Source organism: Blautia sp. DFI.1.216, assembly GCF_020594215.1.
Classification (GTDB): Bacteria; Bacillota; Clostridia; order Lachnospirales; family Lachnospiraceae; genus Blautia_A; species Blautia_A wexlerae.
In genome coordinates, this window is record NZ_JAJDML010000022.1 from 49,483 (window position 1) to 64,691 (window position 15,209).

Below are 15,209 nucleotides of genomic sequence, written 5' to 3' on the forward strand. Positions count from 1 at the left end.
AAATAATTAGGTGAATCAATACAATAAGGAGAATGATTACTCCGATTTCTTCGGAGCCACTTGTCCGGACTTATATGCTAACACCAGATACAACCTGTACCTACGCATGGACAAACTGATGAAAAACCATCTCATGTTCCTGCATGACAGAAGGGTTCCGACAAGTAATAATGAAGCCGAGAGACAGCTTCGCAACTATAAAAGAAAGCAAAAGCAGGTCGTGTCCTTCCGGAGTAACCAAAGCCACGATTATCTCTGTAAAAGCATGAGCATGCTGGTTGTGATGCGACAAAATGAAAGTAACCTCTTTGATAGAGTATCCAGGATTCTGGATTAAGAAGAGCCAGTGGTTTTGACTGATTACAGTTTACACCACCGGCTTTTCTTAATCAAGTTCGCACCTGAACAGTAACATAAACAACACGCATACTTCAAAATTCAAAAAACATCCATGGACTGCGGCCATGAAAATATGCTATACTAACTGTGGTTTACTTATGCTAATCAGGGAGAAAATACAAATGAGCGAACAGCAATTTACAGACTTTTTTGACCCGGAAATTCAAAAAATTGTCAGCGAAGATGGCTGCTCCATTTACAGAATGAAAAATGTAACTGGGGAGGGTGTTATCACTCGCTATGAAATTCTTCCGGGTATTGAATTATTCTATAATGATTTTCACATGAGCGATGGACAGAATCAAAACAAGCTTCCGCACTCTGATGTACTTGAAATCAATCATTGCCGGGAGGGACGTTTTGAATGCGAATTTGCTAATGGAGATTATCAGTATGTCGGTGCTGGCGATCTTGCAATTAACCGCCTGACAAACGAAACTACATCAACTTACTTTCCGTTGTCGCATTATCACGGCATTTCTATTACCATTGATCTGCCTACGGCAGATCAAACTATGAAGCGGATAGAAAGTGTGATTGGAGGTCTGAATATAGATGTCTTTTCGATTGCAGATAAGTTTTGCAAGAATGATACCTGCATTGTATTAAGAACTCAAAGCGAAATTGAACATATTTTTTCGGAACTTTATCGGGTGGAGCCTCGGATGATCGTTTACTATTTAAAAGTGAAAGTGTTGGAATTGCTGATGTTTCTGAATCAGGTTTCGCTTCAGGATTACCAGGAAGAACGAAGATATTTTGCAAGAAATCAAGTACAAACAATAAAGAAAATGCAGGAATATATGACAGCTGATCTTCGCAACCATTATACTTTGCAGGAGTTATCAGAAAAATTTGAAATTCCTCTTACCTCAATGAAGGTTTGCTTCAAGGGCGTTTATGGGTGTTCTATTTATGCTTATATGAAATCCTATCGTATGCAGGCTGCCACGATCTTGCTTCGGGATACTTCTGACAGCATAACAGAAATTGCGGCTAAAATGGGATACGATAATCCAAGTAAATTTTCCGAAGTATTCAAAAAGGAATTTGGAGAACTGCCTTCCGAGTTCCGAAAAAAGTTGTCCAAATAGAGGATGTTTGGTCTTTTTAGAGTGGCGGCAAAATACCAGATACAATATACTATCATCTGTACTAGCAGATGATTTAAGAGCGTCGTGCAGACGCTCTTTTTTTTGAATAGAGGTTAGATTGTTCTAACCCGCGAAGGAGTCGGTATTATGAAACGGGATATGAGAAAATATATCCTACGGAAACTGGTTGAGCTGATATTTACTTTATTGTTTGTAACTCTACTGTCTTTCTTGCTGATGAGACTGTCATCCGTTGATCCAGCCACAGCTTATGCAAAGAGGATGATCGGAAACCCCACAGCGGAACAGATTGAAAAGATTCGGATTCAGTTGGGGTTTGATAAACCATTGCTTGTCCAGTATGGCCGTTGGGTATGGGACTTACTGCATTTTGATTTAGGCGTTTCTTTGGCAAATGGACATGATGTTTGGACGGATATTGCCACAGCCTTTCCGAAAACGCTTGGAATTGTAGCTCTGGCATCTATCTTTCAGGTTGTTTTCATTGTAATCGTTAGTTGTATTGCCTTTTTACTTCCCTGGAAACTTCCGAAAAAGGCAGTCAGGCTTTTGTGCATTTTGGGTGTGTCCATACCCTCTTTCTATTTGGCAACCGTTTATCTGGATTATTTTGCTGTTCAAAAGTCATTAATTTCTGTGGCAGGAAATACAACCCTACTCAGCTACATATCTCCGGCAATCTGCATTGGCGTATTCGGGGCTTCTTTCTATACGCCGCTTCTGATGGATGCTCTGGAGCATGAAAGCAACGAGGATTACGCATTTTATGCCCGTTGCCGTGGGCTTTCGGAAAAAAGGCTTTTGCTGTGCCATTTTTTTCCGCGGGCAGCGATGGGTTTAGTTCCAAACTTTTTACAAAGCATTGGTTTGGCACTGGCTAACGCAACGGTGATTGAATCCATTTTTTCAATTCCGGGATTTGGTTATCTGATTGTAAACCATGTGCTTGATCGCGATACTCCCATGATACACGCCGAGGTGTTTTTTCTGGCGCTGGCGATTGCTCTTTGCAACATTGCCGCTGACTTGGTGCAGTGGGCAATCGGGCGTAAAAAGGGGGTGGCGTAAATGAAAACGAAGCGTTTTCGGAAATGGTGTGCGATTTTCATTCCAACCCTTGTGATTATTTTCTTTTTTGCCGGATTTTTATTTGCACCCAACGATCCAATGAAATCAAACTTGTTGGAGAGATATGCTGATCCCAGCGCAGAATATCCGTTTGGTACGGATGCTTTAGGGCACTGCATTCTGTCACGGATTCTTTATGGTGGCTGGACAACGCTGGGGATTGTATTAGGAGGCTCTCTTATTGTTTTTCTGCTTGGCACTGTTATCGGAATGGTGACAAGCCGGGCCATTATGAAAGAAAATGCACTTATTGATGGCCTGATTAACGCTGTTACAGCCATTCCCCCGATTGCGTATTTAATTGTGTTTATTGGAGCCTGGGGCAGCGGAGCGAAAACTACTCTTGTCGCGCTCACTGTGTCTTACATTTTGAGATACATAAAACTGGTTCGTACCCGTACCGACATGGAAATGGGAAAAGCTTATGTCATGTGTGCAATCGCTTCCGGCGCTTCAAAGCTCAGAATCATGCTGATTCATATTTTCCCGAATTTGATTGCCGAAATGATTCGCTTTCTGTGCCTTTCCTGTGCGGATATGATTCTGGCTATTACCGGATTTTCCTTTATTGGATTAGGGCTTGGTGATAATGTAGTAGATTGGGGAAGTATGATTTTAGACGCAAGGGGTGCTTTGGTTCTTCACCCGACCATGATTCTCTATCCAATAGGGGCGGTAATTTTATCGACACTCTGCTTTAACGTCATTGGCAGGCAGTTGACAACGAAGGAGGCAGAGTGATGTTAAAAATTGAACAGTTAGATGTCAAGGAACGGTCAGGCCGCTACCTTCTGAAAGACATATCTATGGAAATTCCTGCAGGCCATGTGATTGGACTTACAGGTAAAAGCGGCTCTGGAAAAACAACTTTGCTGCGGAGCATTTTGGGGATGCTTCACACAAGCTGTCATATTGATGCCGGGAAAATTTTGTTGGACGATATAGATTTATCACATCTTTCCCGCAAGTCACATCGTGAGCTTTGTGGAAAGAAGCTTGGATTTATCCCCCAGAACCCTATGACGGCTTTTGACAGCCGATTAAAAATCGGTTATCAGATGCGGGAAACCTTTGTCAATCGTTTGCATTTGAATACAAGTGAAGCAACTGACCTGGCGAAAGAGAAACTGGTTTCCGTAAATCTAAAAGACACGGATCGGATTTTGGGTGCATATCCGTCTGAACTATCAGGCGGAATGCTACAACGAGTAGCTGCGGCAATCTTATTGGGAATGTCGCCGGATTATGTTTTAGCCGATGAACCAACCGCTGCATTGGATGAAGAAAACAGGGATTTATTGCTTCTCATCATGCAGGAGCAAATGAAGGACAAAGGCATATTATTTGTATCCCATGATGTGGCCGCACTTAAAAACTTATGTCAGAACGTTTATGTTCTGGGAGCCGGAAAAATTATTGAGCATGGAACGATGGATAAACTCTTGTCAAGTCCGCAGACAGACTGGATGAAACAATTTTCCGCGTTGAGCCATAGGGAAAGTCGGGGTGAATGGAAATGGGAGAAATTGTAATCCAGAATGTAAATCAGGTATATCATAATGTGAACCAGGGAGATTTTAATGCGCTTTCGGACATCAACCTCCACCTTTGTAAAGGTGAAAGTCTTGCTATTGAGGGAGAAAGCGGATCGGGAAAAAGCACGCTGGCAAGACTTCTGATCGGCATTGAGAAACCAACTTCTGGCAAAATATTACTGGATGGTGAAGATATAACCTGTTGGAATTATCGAACATGGAAACAGCACCGTAAAAAAATACAGGCTGTTTTTCAGGATTCTTCCGGCACTTTAAATCCTGCCAGGTCTGCATACGCAAATGTAGAAGAAGCACTGGTGAACTTAACTGATAAGAAAAGAGCCGAAAGAAAAAAACATATTTTAGATTTGATGGATGCCGTACACATGGATTATGGGCTTTTGGAAACGCCTGTCCGTCAGCTTTCGGGCGGCGAACAGAGGCGGCTCTCTTTGCTTCGGGCGATTGCCGTGGAACCTGATTACTTAATCATGGATGAAGTGACCAGCGGGCTTGACCTGATTTCGGCGGATGCCGTACTTACTTTAGTAGAGAACTTTGTGAAGCTATCCGGCAGCTCCTGCATTTTCATTACGCATAGCAGAAAGGACGCAATGCGTATTGCAAATCGGATTATCATCATGCGGGAGGGACGGATCGCCGAGCAAGGCTATCTAATAGATCAATTATCAAACCAGAAAGGACAAGGATAACATGAAACAGATTTACAAGAAACTTCTCGCCGCTGTATTGGGCGTGAGTATGCTTCTGTCTATGGTCGGCTGTGGTCAGAATGATACCTCCGATCAGACGCAGACTGGCGGTGAAAACGAAGCGAAGGTACTGACGATCGTCACGGCTAAGGAATTGGACAGCCTTACGACACTGACCATGAACAAGGAAAACAATATTGCCTGTGGCCTGGTCTATGAGACTTTAGTCGCCTATGAGGACGGGGAAATTGTTCCCGAACTGGCCGAGGAATGGGGATGGGATGAGACAAATACTGTCCTTACCTTTAAGCTCCGTCAGGATGTTGCTTTTACAGATGGAGCCGCTTTTAATGCGGAAAGCGTAAAGGAAATTCTGGACTTTGACCGTTCCAACCCTAATTTTAGCGGTATCAAGGGCATTTACAACATTGAAAGCGTAGAGGTTGTTGACGAATACACGGTGGCCGTTCATTATGCTGCCCCTTGCTTCTCTTATATCAATGACTTCTGCTTCCAGAATGTTGCTGGTATGATGTCCCCGAATGTGTTTGAAGCTGAAAACTTCCAGACATTCACAGATGTTGTCGGCACTGGTCCATACATCCGCGAAGAAATGATTTCCGGTGACTGCACCCGTTTTGTCAGAAATGAAAACTATTGGGGCGAAGCTCCTTACTATGATGAAGTTGTCATAAAGTATATCCCGGAGGCATCTTCCAGACTTCAGGCATTACAGACTGGTGAGGTTGACCTGATTTACGGTGCTGACCTTCTCAGCTATGATGACTATAATCAGGCTCTTTCTCTGGATGGGATCGAGGGCGCAATCAATGATGGAAATACCCTGACCCGGAACCTGGTTCTGAATGCGTCCAGCGAAATTTTGAGCGATCTTAAGGTTCGCCAGGCGATTGCATACGCTGTCAATAAGGAAGAAATCACCAAGGGCCTGACCTATGGATACGAAACTCCGGCCACCAGCCTGTTTGCACCCGGAGCACCCTACACAGACATTACTTATAACAGCACATGGAGCTATGATCTGGATAAAGCAAATGCACTTCTGGATGAAGCTGGATGGGTGATGAATGAAAGCACTGGTATCCGTGAAAAAGATGGACAGCAGCTTTCCCTGAATTACACCTATTGGACTGATCTTTCTCTTGCACAGGACATGGCTCTTGCAATTAAGACCCAGCTTGCAGAGGTTGGTATTGACGTAACCACTACCGGCCAGGATCAGATGACCTGGTGGACCGAAGGCGTTGCAGGAAATTATGACATTACAACATGGAATACAGAAGGGTCTTATACTGAACCGCACAAGTTCCTGCAGGAATCCCTCGGTGCTGATCCTCATGCTATTTCCTTGCAGGCACTTGAGGATTTCCAGAGCTATTCGGATGCGGTAAATGCGTTCTCCACCTCTGCTGATCCCGAAGTGGTTCAGAGTGCGATTGCTACTGCACTGAATGTTTCCAACGACAATGTGATTGACCTTCCGATCTCCTATTCTAAGGATCTGGTTGTATATAATTCCTCCAAAATCGCCGGATATACTTTCTCCAGCGTGCCACAGTTCTTTGAGATCGATAACGTACAGCCTGCGGAATAAATATAATCCAATGTCTAAATGGAGTGTTTAACGCCCTATCAGAGTGGCAGAAAATAGCCGAATAGATATAATAGAGGTTGGTTAGAAGTGTTTAACCAATCTCTATTTTTATGAAAAGGAGCGTATGTGAAATGGACAAGAAAGATAATCCCATGTCCAGACTGATGGAACTTGCCGCTCCATATAAGGGTGAATATGTTCTTTCAGTGATTTTGGCAATCCTGGGTGTTGCCGCCGGATTGCTACCGTTTTTTGCAGTTTCAAAAATTGTGATTCTCTTGATGGATGGAGAGACATCTGTGTCCGTCTATATGGAGTGGTGTCTGATTGCGGGAATTGGTTTCCTTGGGAAAGTATGCTTTGCAAATTTCTCTACTTTAGTTTCCCATACGGCCACTTTCGCAACTCTGGCGGAGATCCGCCTGAAACTAGCAGATAAACTTACCAGGGTTCCGATGGGCTATATGATTAACACCCCATCGGGAGAATTAAAAAATGTCTTGGTAGATCGTGTGGAGGGAATGGAAACGACCCTTGCGCATTTAGTACCGGAGCTGACAGCGAATCTCTGTATTCCGATTTGTATTCTGATTTACCTACTGTTTTTGGATTGGAGAATGGCGCTGGCTGCATTGATTACCCTGCCGATTGGTATGTTGTGCTATAAGGGAATGGCAAATGGATATGAAGAAAAATTCCAGGGTCTTATTATGCGCATGCGTAAAATGACCAGCACTGTGGTTGAGTATATCGGCGGAATAGAAGTCATTAAGGCGTTTAATCAGTCTGCTAATTCTTACCAGAAATATTCAGATGCCGTTGAAGATAATGCGGCCTATGCTGTGAACTGGATGAAAAGCGTGCAGCTTTACAAATCCATGCTTGTTACAATCTGGCCCAGTGTGTTAGTGTGTGTTCTTCCTATTGGCTGTGTCCTGTACCGGAACGGGAGCCTGAGCGTTCCGGCATTTGTTACCTGTATCGTGCTGTCATTGGGTATTATCACACCAATTTTAAATGCCATGAACTTTACGGACAGCATTTCTCAAATGAAATCAGTAGTCGGGGAATTGTGCGCCGTATTGGATGAAAAAGAACTGGATCGCCCGGAAACGCCGGTGTCTATTCATTCTTCCAATATTGTGTTAGAAAACGTCAGCTTTTCGTATGAAAGCGAAAAGCCATTGCTAAAAAATATCAACCTTTCTATTCCAGAAAACAGCATTACCGCTTTTGTCGGTCCCAGTGGCGGCGGCAAGTCTACCATTACGAAGCTGATTGCGGGATTTTGGGATGTAACAAACGGAACTGTCAAGTTAGACGGAACAGATATTCGCAAAATTCCGTTGTCACAGCTTATGGATAACATCGCTTATATTTCACAGGACAACTATCTTTTTGACGAAACTGTTTTAGAAAATATCCGTATGGGAAAACCATCCGCAACGGATGAAGAAGTATATCAGGCTGCCAGAGATTGTGGCTGCTATGATTTCATTCTGAATCTGGAAAATGGATTCCATACAGTTGTCGGAGGTGCAGGAGGTCACTTGTCGGGCGGTGAGCGCCAGAGAATTGCGATTGCCCGCGCTGTACTGAAAAATGCGCCGATTGTTATTCTTGACGAGGCAACCGCTTACATTGACGCCGGGAATGAAGCCTTAATTCAAGAGGCAATGGCAAAAGTGATTGCCGGGAAAACCGTTCTGATGATTGCGCACCGTCTTTCTACGATTACCGATGCAGATAAAATTGTTGTCATAAAAGATGGGCAGATTATTGACGAAGGAACACATGAAAACTTATTGACTTCCTGTACGCTCTATCAGGAAATGTGGAAAGCGCACATGGACACAAAAGATGTGGCGTAGGAGGTGCGAAGATGATAAAGACATTAAGCAAGATTTATCAGTTTTCAGGGAAAATGCAGGGGACAATGAAAAAAGCTATCCTTTTTTCTGTCCTGCACTCCCTTTTTGATATGATGTCCTTTGGAGCATTAGCCATGTTTTTTTCGGGTTTAACAGACGGTTTTACTACGTCTATGATCTGGATGATATTTGGAATCACCCTGGCAAGCATGCTGCTTAAAATTTATTGCAGCTACATTTCAGATTTCGGCAAGGTGCAAATTGGATATTTTATGTGCGCGGAGAAACGGATTCATATTGGAGATCGCATGAAATATATGCCGATGGGGTATTTCAACGATCACAATTTGGGGAATTTGACTTCTGTCGTCACTACGACTATGGGCGATATTGAAAATAATGCGTCCATGGTGCTAACCAACATATTAGGCGGCTATATCCATGCAGCGATTATTACTATTGTTATGCTCTGTATCGACTGGCGGATCGGACTGACGATTTTGTGCGGGATTCTGCTTTTTACATGGTGCATCGGCCGGTTACAGAAAAAATCGGAAACGGTTTCGCCACAAAGACAGCAGGCCCAGGAGACTCTCGTTTCTAATGTACTGGAATACGTTCAAGGGATGCTGATTGTAAAATCCTTTAATCTCGGTCAAAATTCCAATAGCAAAATGAGACAGGCAATTCTGGACAGCAAGGATAAAAATCTGAAATTAGAGCGTACATTCGTCCCTTACAATATGCTGCAACAAATCATTCTCTACGGAACAAGTATTCTTGTTATAGTGGAGGGGTTGTACTTTTACCTGAATGGAACGATGGCGCTTTCCATTTGCCTGCTTATGACAGTAGCATCATTTATGCTCTTTAGTCAGCTTCAGTCGGCGGGGAATACTTCCTCTCTCCTGCGGTTACTGGATGTTTCGATTGACAAGGTAAACGAAATTGATAACACGCCCGTTATGGACGAACATGGTAAACCTATCAATCCCCCAAATTATAATATTGTTTTTGATGATGTTTCTTTTTCCTATGGAGAACACAAGATTCTGGATCATGTGAGCCTCTCTATTCCCGAAAAAACCGTAACGGCTATTGTTGGTCCGTCCGGTGCCGGAAAAAGTACGCTTTGTAACCTAATCGCTCGATTCTGGGATGTTGACGATGGAAAAATTACAATCGGCGGTATAGATGTTCGAGATTACACACTGGACAGTCTGCTCACCAATATCAGTGAGGTATTCCAGAAGGTATATCTTTTTGCTGATACCATAGAAAATAATATCAAATTCGGCAATCCAGCGGCTTCCCATAACGAAGTTGTAAAAGCAGCTCAAAAGGCGTGCTGCCATGATTTTATTATGAGTCTGCCTGATGGCTACGACACCGTTATTGGTGAGGGAGGCGCTACATTGTCCGGCGGTGAAAAACAACGGATTTCGATTGCCAGAGCAATCTTGAAAGACGCTCCTATCATCATTTTAGACGAAGCTACATCAAGTGTTGATCCAGAGAATGAAAATCTTCTGATGGGCGCTATTTCAGAGCTGACGAAGAATAAAACGGTTATTATGATAGCTCATCGGCTAAAAACAGTCAGAAATGCGGATCAGATTTTTGTATTGTCAGGTGGTCACATTGTTCAGACAGGCAAACATGAGGATTTGATAAGGCAGCCTGGTATTTATGCAGATTTCATTGGTATTCGTAAGAAAGCGATTGGATGGAAATTGAGATAAGAGCTCCTACTTCCAGAGTAGTACGGACAGTTCGCTTCTCTATATAGACCATTGCAGGGAGGGACAGATCGAAAATGTTATACATTTGGTTATGTGCCACATTATACATTAAGAAAAAATGAGATTGGAACTTTGGGAAGAGTCAGAAGAAGATGAATGAGGGCACAAAGTGCCCTCATTCATCTCTCGAGATAGGTACTGATTCTCGTTTTGTCTGAAGTGAATCGGATTTTACATTTGGAGTATACATCAAAGCAATGAAATTCTGCTGGATGATATCTAGTGTCTTCTGTTTTTTCTGTAATTCCTGTTTTTCGCGGACAGTAGCTGCCTGTTCAGATTCAAGATTTTCAATCCGTTTCTGGATTTTATTAGAGCTTGGGATTTTGGTAACACCGAGATCCTGAAGCTCTTTTTTTAGTGAATCGTGGAGCTGGTATTCTGCCTGATGCTTGGTTCGGTATGCTTTTGGATTTTTAGCAGATCTGCAATCTTCAATCACTTTACGGCAAAGCCGGTAAGAATCACAGTGTTTCCGAATGATTTTCTGTGTGCTCAGCTCACTGTTGATTTGCGTTATTCTCTGCTCAGCCGCTTTAACAGAAGCATTAACATCAGAAAGATGCTGCTGGAAATCTTCATAATTCAGTAGGTTATTTTCGGAAAGATAGTTGAAGGTGCGGGCCGCCTCTTTCAAATTATTGAGCTTTGCCCATCGTTCAAATCCTTCTCGATTGCCGGTTGTAACATACGTGGAGATATTGATATACAGGCGGGCTTCTCTGGACAGATGCTTTGGAGCTTTTACTTTGCTACGATTTTTTGCCAGGCGGATGCGAACATTTTCTTCGGAATAATAGCTTCCGAGAGATTTCATATAAGTGAAGTTTTTCTGCTCTGGTGCACGGAAGGACAGGTGCTTTCCTTGGCGGATTTCATATCCGGCTAACTGCATCTTTTGCAGAAATTCCTCATAGTTGATGGAAGCCCAGATTGCCTTATCAACCGCAACACGTAGCTTGGCTTTCCAACTGGTGCCACGATGATATTCCATGTTCTCTTTATAGCTTTTGCCTTTTTCTCCGATTGGCATACTGGTGGTAAGTCCGTTTTCATGGCAGATACGATTACTGATCCGGCAGAGTTTATGGTAGCTCCGCTTATTGGAAACATACTTGTGATGATCAACAAAGCTTGCAGCGTTGAAGATGATGTGATTGTGAATATGATTTTTGTCAACGTGGGTGCTGATCACATACTCATATTTTCCTTTTAGTACTTCATCTGCGAATTGCTGTCCTAAGCGATGGGCGGTTTCGGCATCAACTTCTCCAGGTTTGAACGACTGGATCAGATGAAATGCCAGGTTATCACCTTTATCCATTCCATTCTTTTTTGCCATTTCTCTAGTCATAGAAAATTCAAGATCTGCAGTTTCCGGGGAACAGCCAAAACTGGAAACTAACAGTTTTTCATCTGTTTTATCTGGATTCGTAATATAGTCCAGAGCTTTCTTGTCTGTTACTTTAATGGGGAAGATCTTAAGATACGCCATAATTCTTTCACCATCTCTTTCAATTCTTGCATTTCTTCCGGATATAGATCTCCGGTGGTATTTACCTTTTTTGCAATCTGGTTGATATTTACACCAATCTTGTGCATTTCCTCATACTGTTTCTTCAGTGGAGTGGTATCTGTGTTGACGATGTAACCGTCGATTGCCATTTTGCGAAGATAAGCTCCCATGTTTTTGGTCTTTGATTCAATCATCTTTCTACGGATAAGCTTCCGTTCTTCTTCTGTGACATAGAAATGGATTTCTTTGCTTCTCTTTCTTTCAGCCATTGGCGTGTTCTCCTTTCTGAGAAGGTAGTAGTATCGTTGCTTTCAGCTTTTTTCAATTTAGGGCAGGGTTCCCTAAATTGGGATTTCCCGGAAGTGTATCCTCACTTCCTGTCCTTGCTGTTTTACCTCTCTATTAGTTAAAGTCAGGAGAACCGGGAAAATGCAAAAGAATTTGGCAGGTAGTACGGGATACGAAAATGTGGTATGATTATGGGCAGGATATCAGAAGAATTAGGAGTTGAATAGATTGTGAAGAAAGAAGAAATTTTTGAATATGTGCAGAAACAGTATGGCACGATTCCGGAATATTTATGGAGTAAACTACCGGACAGTGCAGTACTTCGACATAAGAATGGGAAATGGTATGCAGTGATCATGACGGTTGAAAAATCGAAACTGGGATTAGAAGGAAGAGAGCTGGTTGATATCATTGACGTAAAGTGTGATCCGGACATGACAAATATGATTATTCAGACTTATGGATTTTTACCTGGGTATCATATGAATAAGCAGCACTGGATCACTATTTTACTGGATGGTTCGGTCAGCGAAGCAAAGGTACTGGACTTTTTAGATATGAGTTATGACCTGATTGATGGAGCAGGCAGAAAGGAAAACAAATGAGAAAAGCAATCGTATATGCATCTGTGCATCATGGAATTACACTGATTTTTGAGCAAAAGGAAAACCGGGGATTTTATTCCTCGGTTTTTCGGCTGTTATACTTCAGTCTTCAACTTGAAAAATATCTTCTACAGGCACTTTCAGGTAATGGGCCAGCCGGATTGCAATCTCAAGAGAGGGATTACGTTCTCCACGTTCGATGCGGCCTATAGTCTGGCTGCAGGAACCTATGGCTTCAGCCAAATCTGCTTGAATGAGATTCCGTTCTTCACGAATATCTTTTAATGTATTATTGATTGCCATTCAATCACTTCCTTTGCTTATTGTTATCAGCAGGATCATGAACCTGCTGTTGAAATCTAATGAAATCCCGGAATTTCTGCACCTTTGCATTTCCCGATTACTTTTCCAAAAATTTTAAAAGAGTCAGATTCCAAAACCTGGATAGGACGATATTTTTGATTTAAAGAGATCAGATAAACACCATCTGGCTCATCGTGTAATTCCTTGATGTAAGTATTGCCGTTGAGATAGAAGATTCCAATTTCACCATTAGCAAGAGAATCTTTTTTCTGAATCCATGCAACATCGCCTGTATGATAAAGTGGCTCCATACTGTCACCGGAAATCCGTACACCAAAGTCCGTCTGCTCAGGAGCAAGGTGTCCTACGTCATAGGTTTCTTTTACAGAATCCTCCAGGTAATTTCCAGTACCAGCAGAAACTGGTTCCCAGGTAATTTCTACAGGATGATGGAATGGGATAATCTTTGCAGACAGTGGAGAAAACTTTTTAGAAGCTTTCAAAATATCAGCAAATTCAATCAATTTATTTCTGCCTTCTTCATTCAATCCACTCATAATGTTATATGGATTTTCTCCAAAGAAGGATTCATATATATCTTCGATATCAAGTAACTGGCAAAGTGTCAGGAAAACATGTAAAGCTGGTTCTCGTGCATTGGTCTCCCATTTGGAGATTGCTTTTGTAGTGACCTGAATACCTTCCTGAGAAAGCAGGTCTACCAGATCTGATTGAGAGTATCCTTTCTTTTTTCTATTTTCTGCTAATATTTCCCCGAAATCACGCATTTGTTCGCCTCATTTCTATTTGAATTTTCTATATGCATTATACCGTATGTTAAAAATAAAATCAACAATAATCTCCAAAATGGAGAAAATACAACCAAGATGTTACTTGACTATCTCCGGAATGTCGATATATACTAAACATACAAAAATTGATAAGACATCATGTTGAAGGAAACAGCTGGGAGGTGAAAAGTTTGAGTGAGCGTGTGATCCTGCATAGTGATATGAACTGTTTTTATGCCAGTGTAGAAATGCTGCATCATCCGGAATTTGCCGGAATGCCTCTGGCAGTAGGTGGTGATCCGGAAGCCCGGCATGGAATTGTACTGACAGCAAATTATATTGCCAAGAAAAAAGGAGTAAAAACCGGAATGGCATTATGGCAGGCGAAACAGGTTTGCCCGGAAATTATTTTTGTACCGCCACGGATGGATTTATATTTGCGATTTTCACAAATGGCAAGAGAAATCTATTCAGAGTATACAGACAAAATTGAGCCATATGGAATTGATGAAGCCTGGCTGGATGTATCAGACAGTGGAAATCTGAAAGGAAGCGGAATGACAATTGCGAGAGAAATCAGCCATCGGATTAAATACGAACTTGGAGTAACAGTGAGTATTGGAATTTCCTGGAATAAGATTTATGCGAAACTTGGCTCGGATTATAAAAAGCCGGATGCAATCACAGAGTTTAATCGAGAAAATTATAAAGACAGGATATGGCATCTTCCTGCGTTAGATTTGCTTTATGTCGGAAGACAGACAAATAAGAAATTGCAAAAACTTGGAATCCGGACAATCGGGCAACTTGCGGAATCAGACGAAAAGTTGTTAGAGAACCATTTTGGAAAAAAAGGAAATGTATTATGGGCTTTCGCAAATGGCTGGGATGAAGATCCGGTTTGCAAGGAAGGGTATGAAGCTCCAGTAAAGTCGATAGGTAATAGCACCACAACACCGAGAGATCTGGAAAATGATCTGGATGTCTGGATCATTCAAATAGCATTGGCAGAAAGTGTAGCTGCACGATTGCGGAAACATGGATTTAAATGCAAAACAGTAGAAATTACAGTTCGAGATAATGGATTGTATAGTTTTTCCAGACAGATACATTTACGACAGCCAACGAATATTACAAACGAGATTGTAACTGCAGCATTTCAGCTATTTAAAGATAATTATAAATGGGAACATCCCATTAGAAGACTGGGAATCCGAGCTGCGGATCTTGTGTTAGATGATATTCCCGTGCAGTTGGATTTATTTGGAAATCAGGAGAAAAAGGAAAAGTTAGAGAAGCTGGATCGTACTGTAGATGAGATCAGACGACGGTTTGGTTATTTCAGTATACAGCGAGCGGCAATGTATCAGGATAAAGTCTTATCCCACTTAGACGCTGGTACGCACACGATCCATCCACACAGTTATTTTCATAGGTAATTGGAGGGATAGATTTGAAAAAAGCATTAACCAGAAAACAGCCTGCAAATAAAAAGTCAAGGCTAAATTGAAAGAATATTGAAAAATTT

The 15,209-nt window shown here is 42.1% G+C and carries 15 protein-coding genes; 11 read left to right on the forward strand and 4 right to left on the reverse strand.

Going from position 1 to position 15,209, the window contains the following annotated elements:
- Positions 1 to 106 precede the first annotated feature (106 nt).
- From LJE11_RS20370 to LJE11_RS10375, 9 genes are all read left to right on the forward strand, one after another.
- Entirely contained in the window at positions 107 to 337 is a 231-nt protein-coding gene (locus LJE11_RS20370; protein ID WP_255655871.1) for an IS66 family transposase, read from the forward strand.
- A 184-nt stretch (positions 338 to 521) separates the two neighbouring features.
- Positions 522 to 1,493: a helix-turn-helix domain-containing protein gene (locus LJE11_RS10340; RefSeq protein ID WP_227295928.1), complete on the forward strand. Its 972-nt coding sequence runs from the start codon at positions 522 to 524 to the stop codon at positions 1,491 to 1,493.
- 147 nt (positions 1,494 to 1,640) lie between these two features.
- On the forward strand, positions 1,641 to 2,582 hold the full coding sequence (locus LJE11_RS10345; protein WP_005344243.1) for an ABC transporter permease: 942 nt from the start codon (positions 1,641 to 1,643) through the stop codon (positions 2,580 to 2,582).
- The gene (locus tag LJE11_RS10350; protein WP_005344245.1) at positions 2,583 to 3,383 is read left to right on the forward strand and encodes an ABC transporter permease; all 801 of its coding nucleotides are present in this window, start codon (positions 2,583 to 2,585) and stop codon (positions 3,381 to 3,383) included.
- Positions 3,383 to 4,174 (forward strand): ATP-binding cassette domain-containing protein, encoded by a 792-nt coding sequence (locus LJE11_RS10355; protein ID WP_005344247.1) that lies wholly within the window; start codon positions 3,383 to 3,385, stop codon positions 4,172 to 4,174. The genes LJE11_RS10350 and LJE11_RS10355 overlap by 1 nt, the downstream gene beginning before the upstream one ends.
- Positions 4,159 to 4,890: an ATP-binding cassette domain-containing protein gene (locus LJE11_RS10360; RefSeq protein WP_049940617.1), complete on the forward strand. Its 732-nt coding sequence runs from the start codon at positions 4,159 to 4,161 to the stop codon at positions 4,888 to 4,890. Before LJE11_RS10355 ends, LJE11_RS10360 begins: the two co-directional genes overlap by 16 nt.
- Before the next feature lies 1 nt (position 4,891).
- On the forward strand, positions 4,892 to 6,505 hold the full coding sequence (locus LJE11_RS10365) for a nickel ABC transporter substrate-binding protein (RefSeq protein ID WP_005344256.1): 1,614 nt from the start codon (positions 4,892 to 4,894) through the stop codon (positions 6,503 to 6,505).
- Positions 6,506 to 6,636: 131 nt separating this feature from the next.
- Positions 6,637 to 8,376 (forward strand): ABC transporter ATP-binding protein, encoded by a 1,740-nt coding sequence (locus tag LJE11_RS10370; protein WP_044921515.1) that lies wholly within the window; start codon positions 6,637 to 6,639, stop codon positions 8,374 to 8,376.
- Between the two features lie 11 nt (positions 8,377 to 8,387).
- Positions 8,388 to 10,118 carry an ABC transporter ATP-binding protein gene (locus LJE11_RS10375; protein WP_227295930.1) on the forward strand — a complete coding sequence of 577 codons (1,731 nt, stop codon included), beginning with the start codon at positions 8,388 to 8,390 and terminating at the stop codon, positions 10,116 to 10,118.
- Between the two features lie 175 nt (positions 10,119 to 10,293).
- Here LJE11_RS10375 and LJE11_RS10380 read toward each other — a convergent pair whose 3' ends face one another.
- Together LJE11_RS10380 and LJE11_RS10385 are read right to left on the reverse strand one after the other, a co-directional pair.
- Positions 10,294 to 11,673 (reverse strand): relaxase/mobilization nuclease domain-containing protein, encoded by a 1,380-nt coding sequence (locus LJE11_RS10380; protein ID WP_227295932.1) that lies wholly within the window; start codon positions 11,671 to 11,673, stop codon positions 10,294 to 10,296.
- A complete protein-coding gene (locus LJE11_RS10385) occupies positions 11,640 to 11,963 on the reverse strand; it encodes a MobC family plasmid mobilization relaxosome protein (RefSeq protein ID WP_005344262.1) in 324 nt (107 codons plus the stop codon). The genes LJE11_RS10380 and LJE11_RS10385 overlap by 34 nt, the downstream gene beginning before the upstream one ends.
- 249 nt (positions 11,964 to 12,212) lie before the next feature.
- Here LJE11_RS10385 and LJE11_RS10390 point away from each other — a divergent pair, with 249 nt between their 5' ends.
- Positions 12,213 to 12,587, forward strand: coding sequence for an MmcQ/YjbR family DNA-binding protein (locus LJE11_RS10390; protein WP_227295934.1), 375 nt, complete (start codon positions 12,213 to 12,215; stop codon positions 12,585 to 12,587).
- Between the two features lie 102 nt (positions 12,588 to 12,689).
- Here the strand turns inward: LJE11_RS10390 and LJE11_RS10395 are convergent, their stop codons facing one another.
- Both LJE11_RS10395 and LJE11_RS10400 read right to left on the reverse strand, forming a co-directional pair.
- Positions 12,690 to 12,890: a helix-turn-helix transcriptional regulator gene (locus LJE11_RS10395; RefSeq protein ID WP_005344265.1), complete on the reverse strand. Its 201-nt coding sequence runs from the start codon at positions 12,888 to 12,890 to the stop codon at positions 12,690 to 12,692.
- A 56-nt stretch (positions 12,891 to 12,946) separates the two neighbouring features.
- Positions 12,947 to 13,678: a helix-turn-helix domain-containing protein gene (locus LJE11_RS10400; RefSeq protein WP_008688138.1), complete on the reverse strand. Its 732-nt coding sequence runs from the start codon at positions 13,676 to 13,678 to the stop codon at positions 12,947 to 12,949.
- A 194-nt stretch (positions 13,679 to 13,872) separates the two neighbouring features.
- On the opposite strand from LJE11_RS10400, the gene dinB reads away from it, so the two are divergent.
- Positions 13,873 to 15,120 (forward strand): DNA polymerase IV, encoded by a 1,248-nt coding sequence (gene dinB, locus LJE11_RS10405; RefSeq protein WP_227295936.1) that lies wholly within the window; start codon positions 13,873 to 13,875, stop codon positions 15,118 to 15,120.
- Positions 15,121 to 15,209 lie beyond the last annotated feature (89 nt).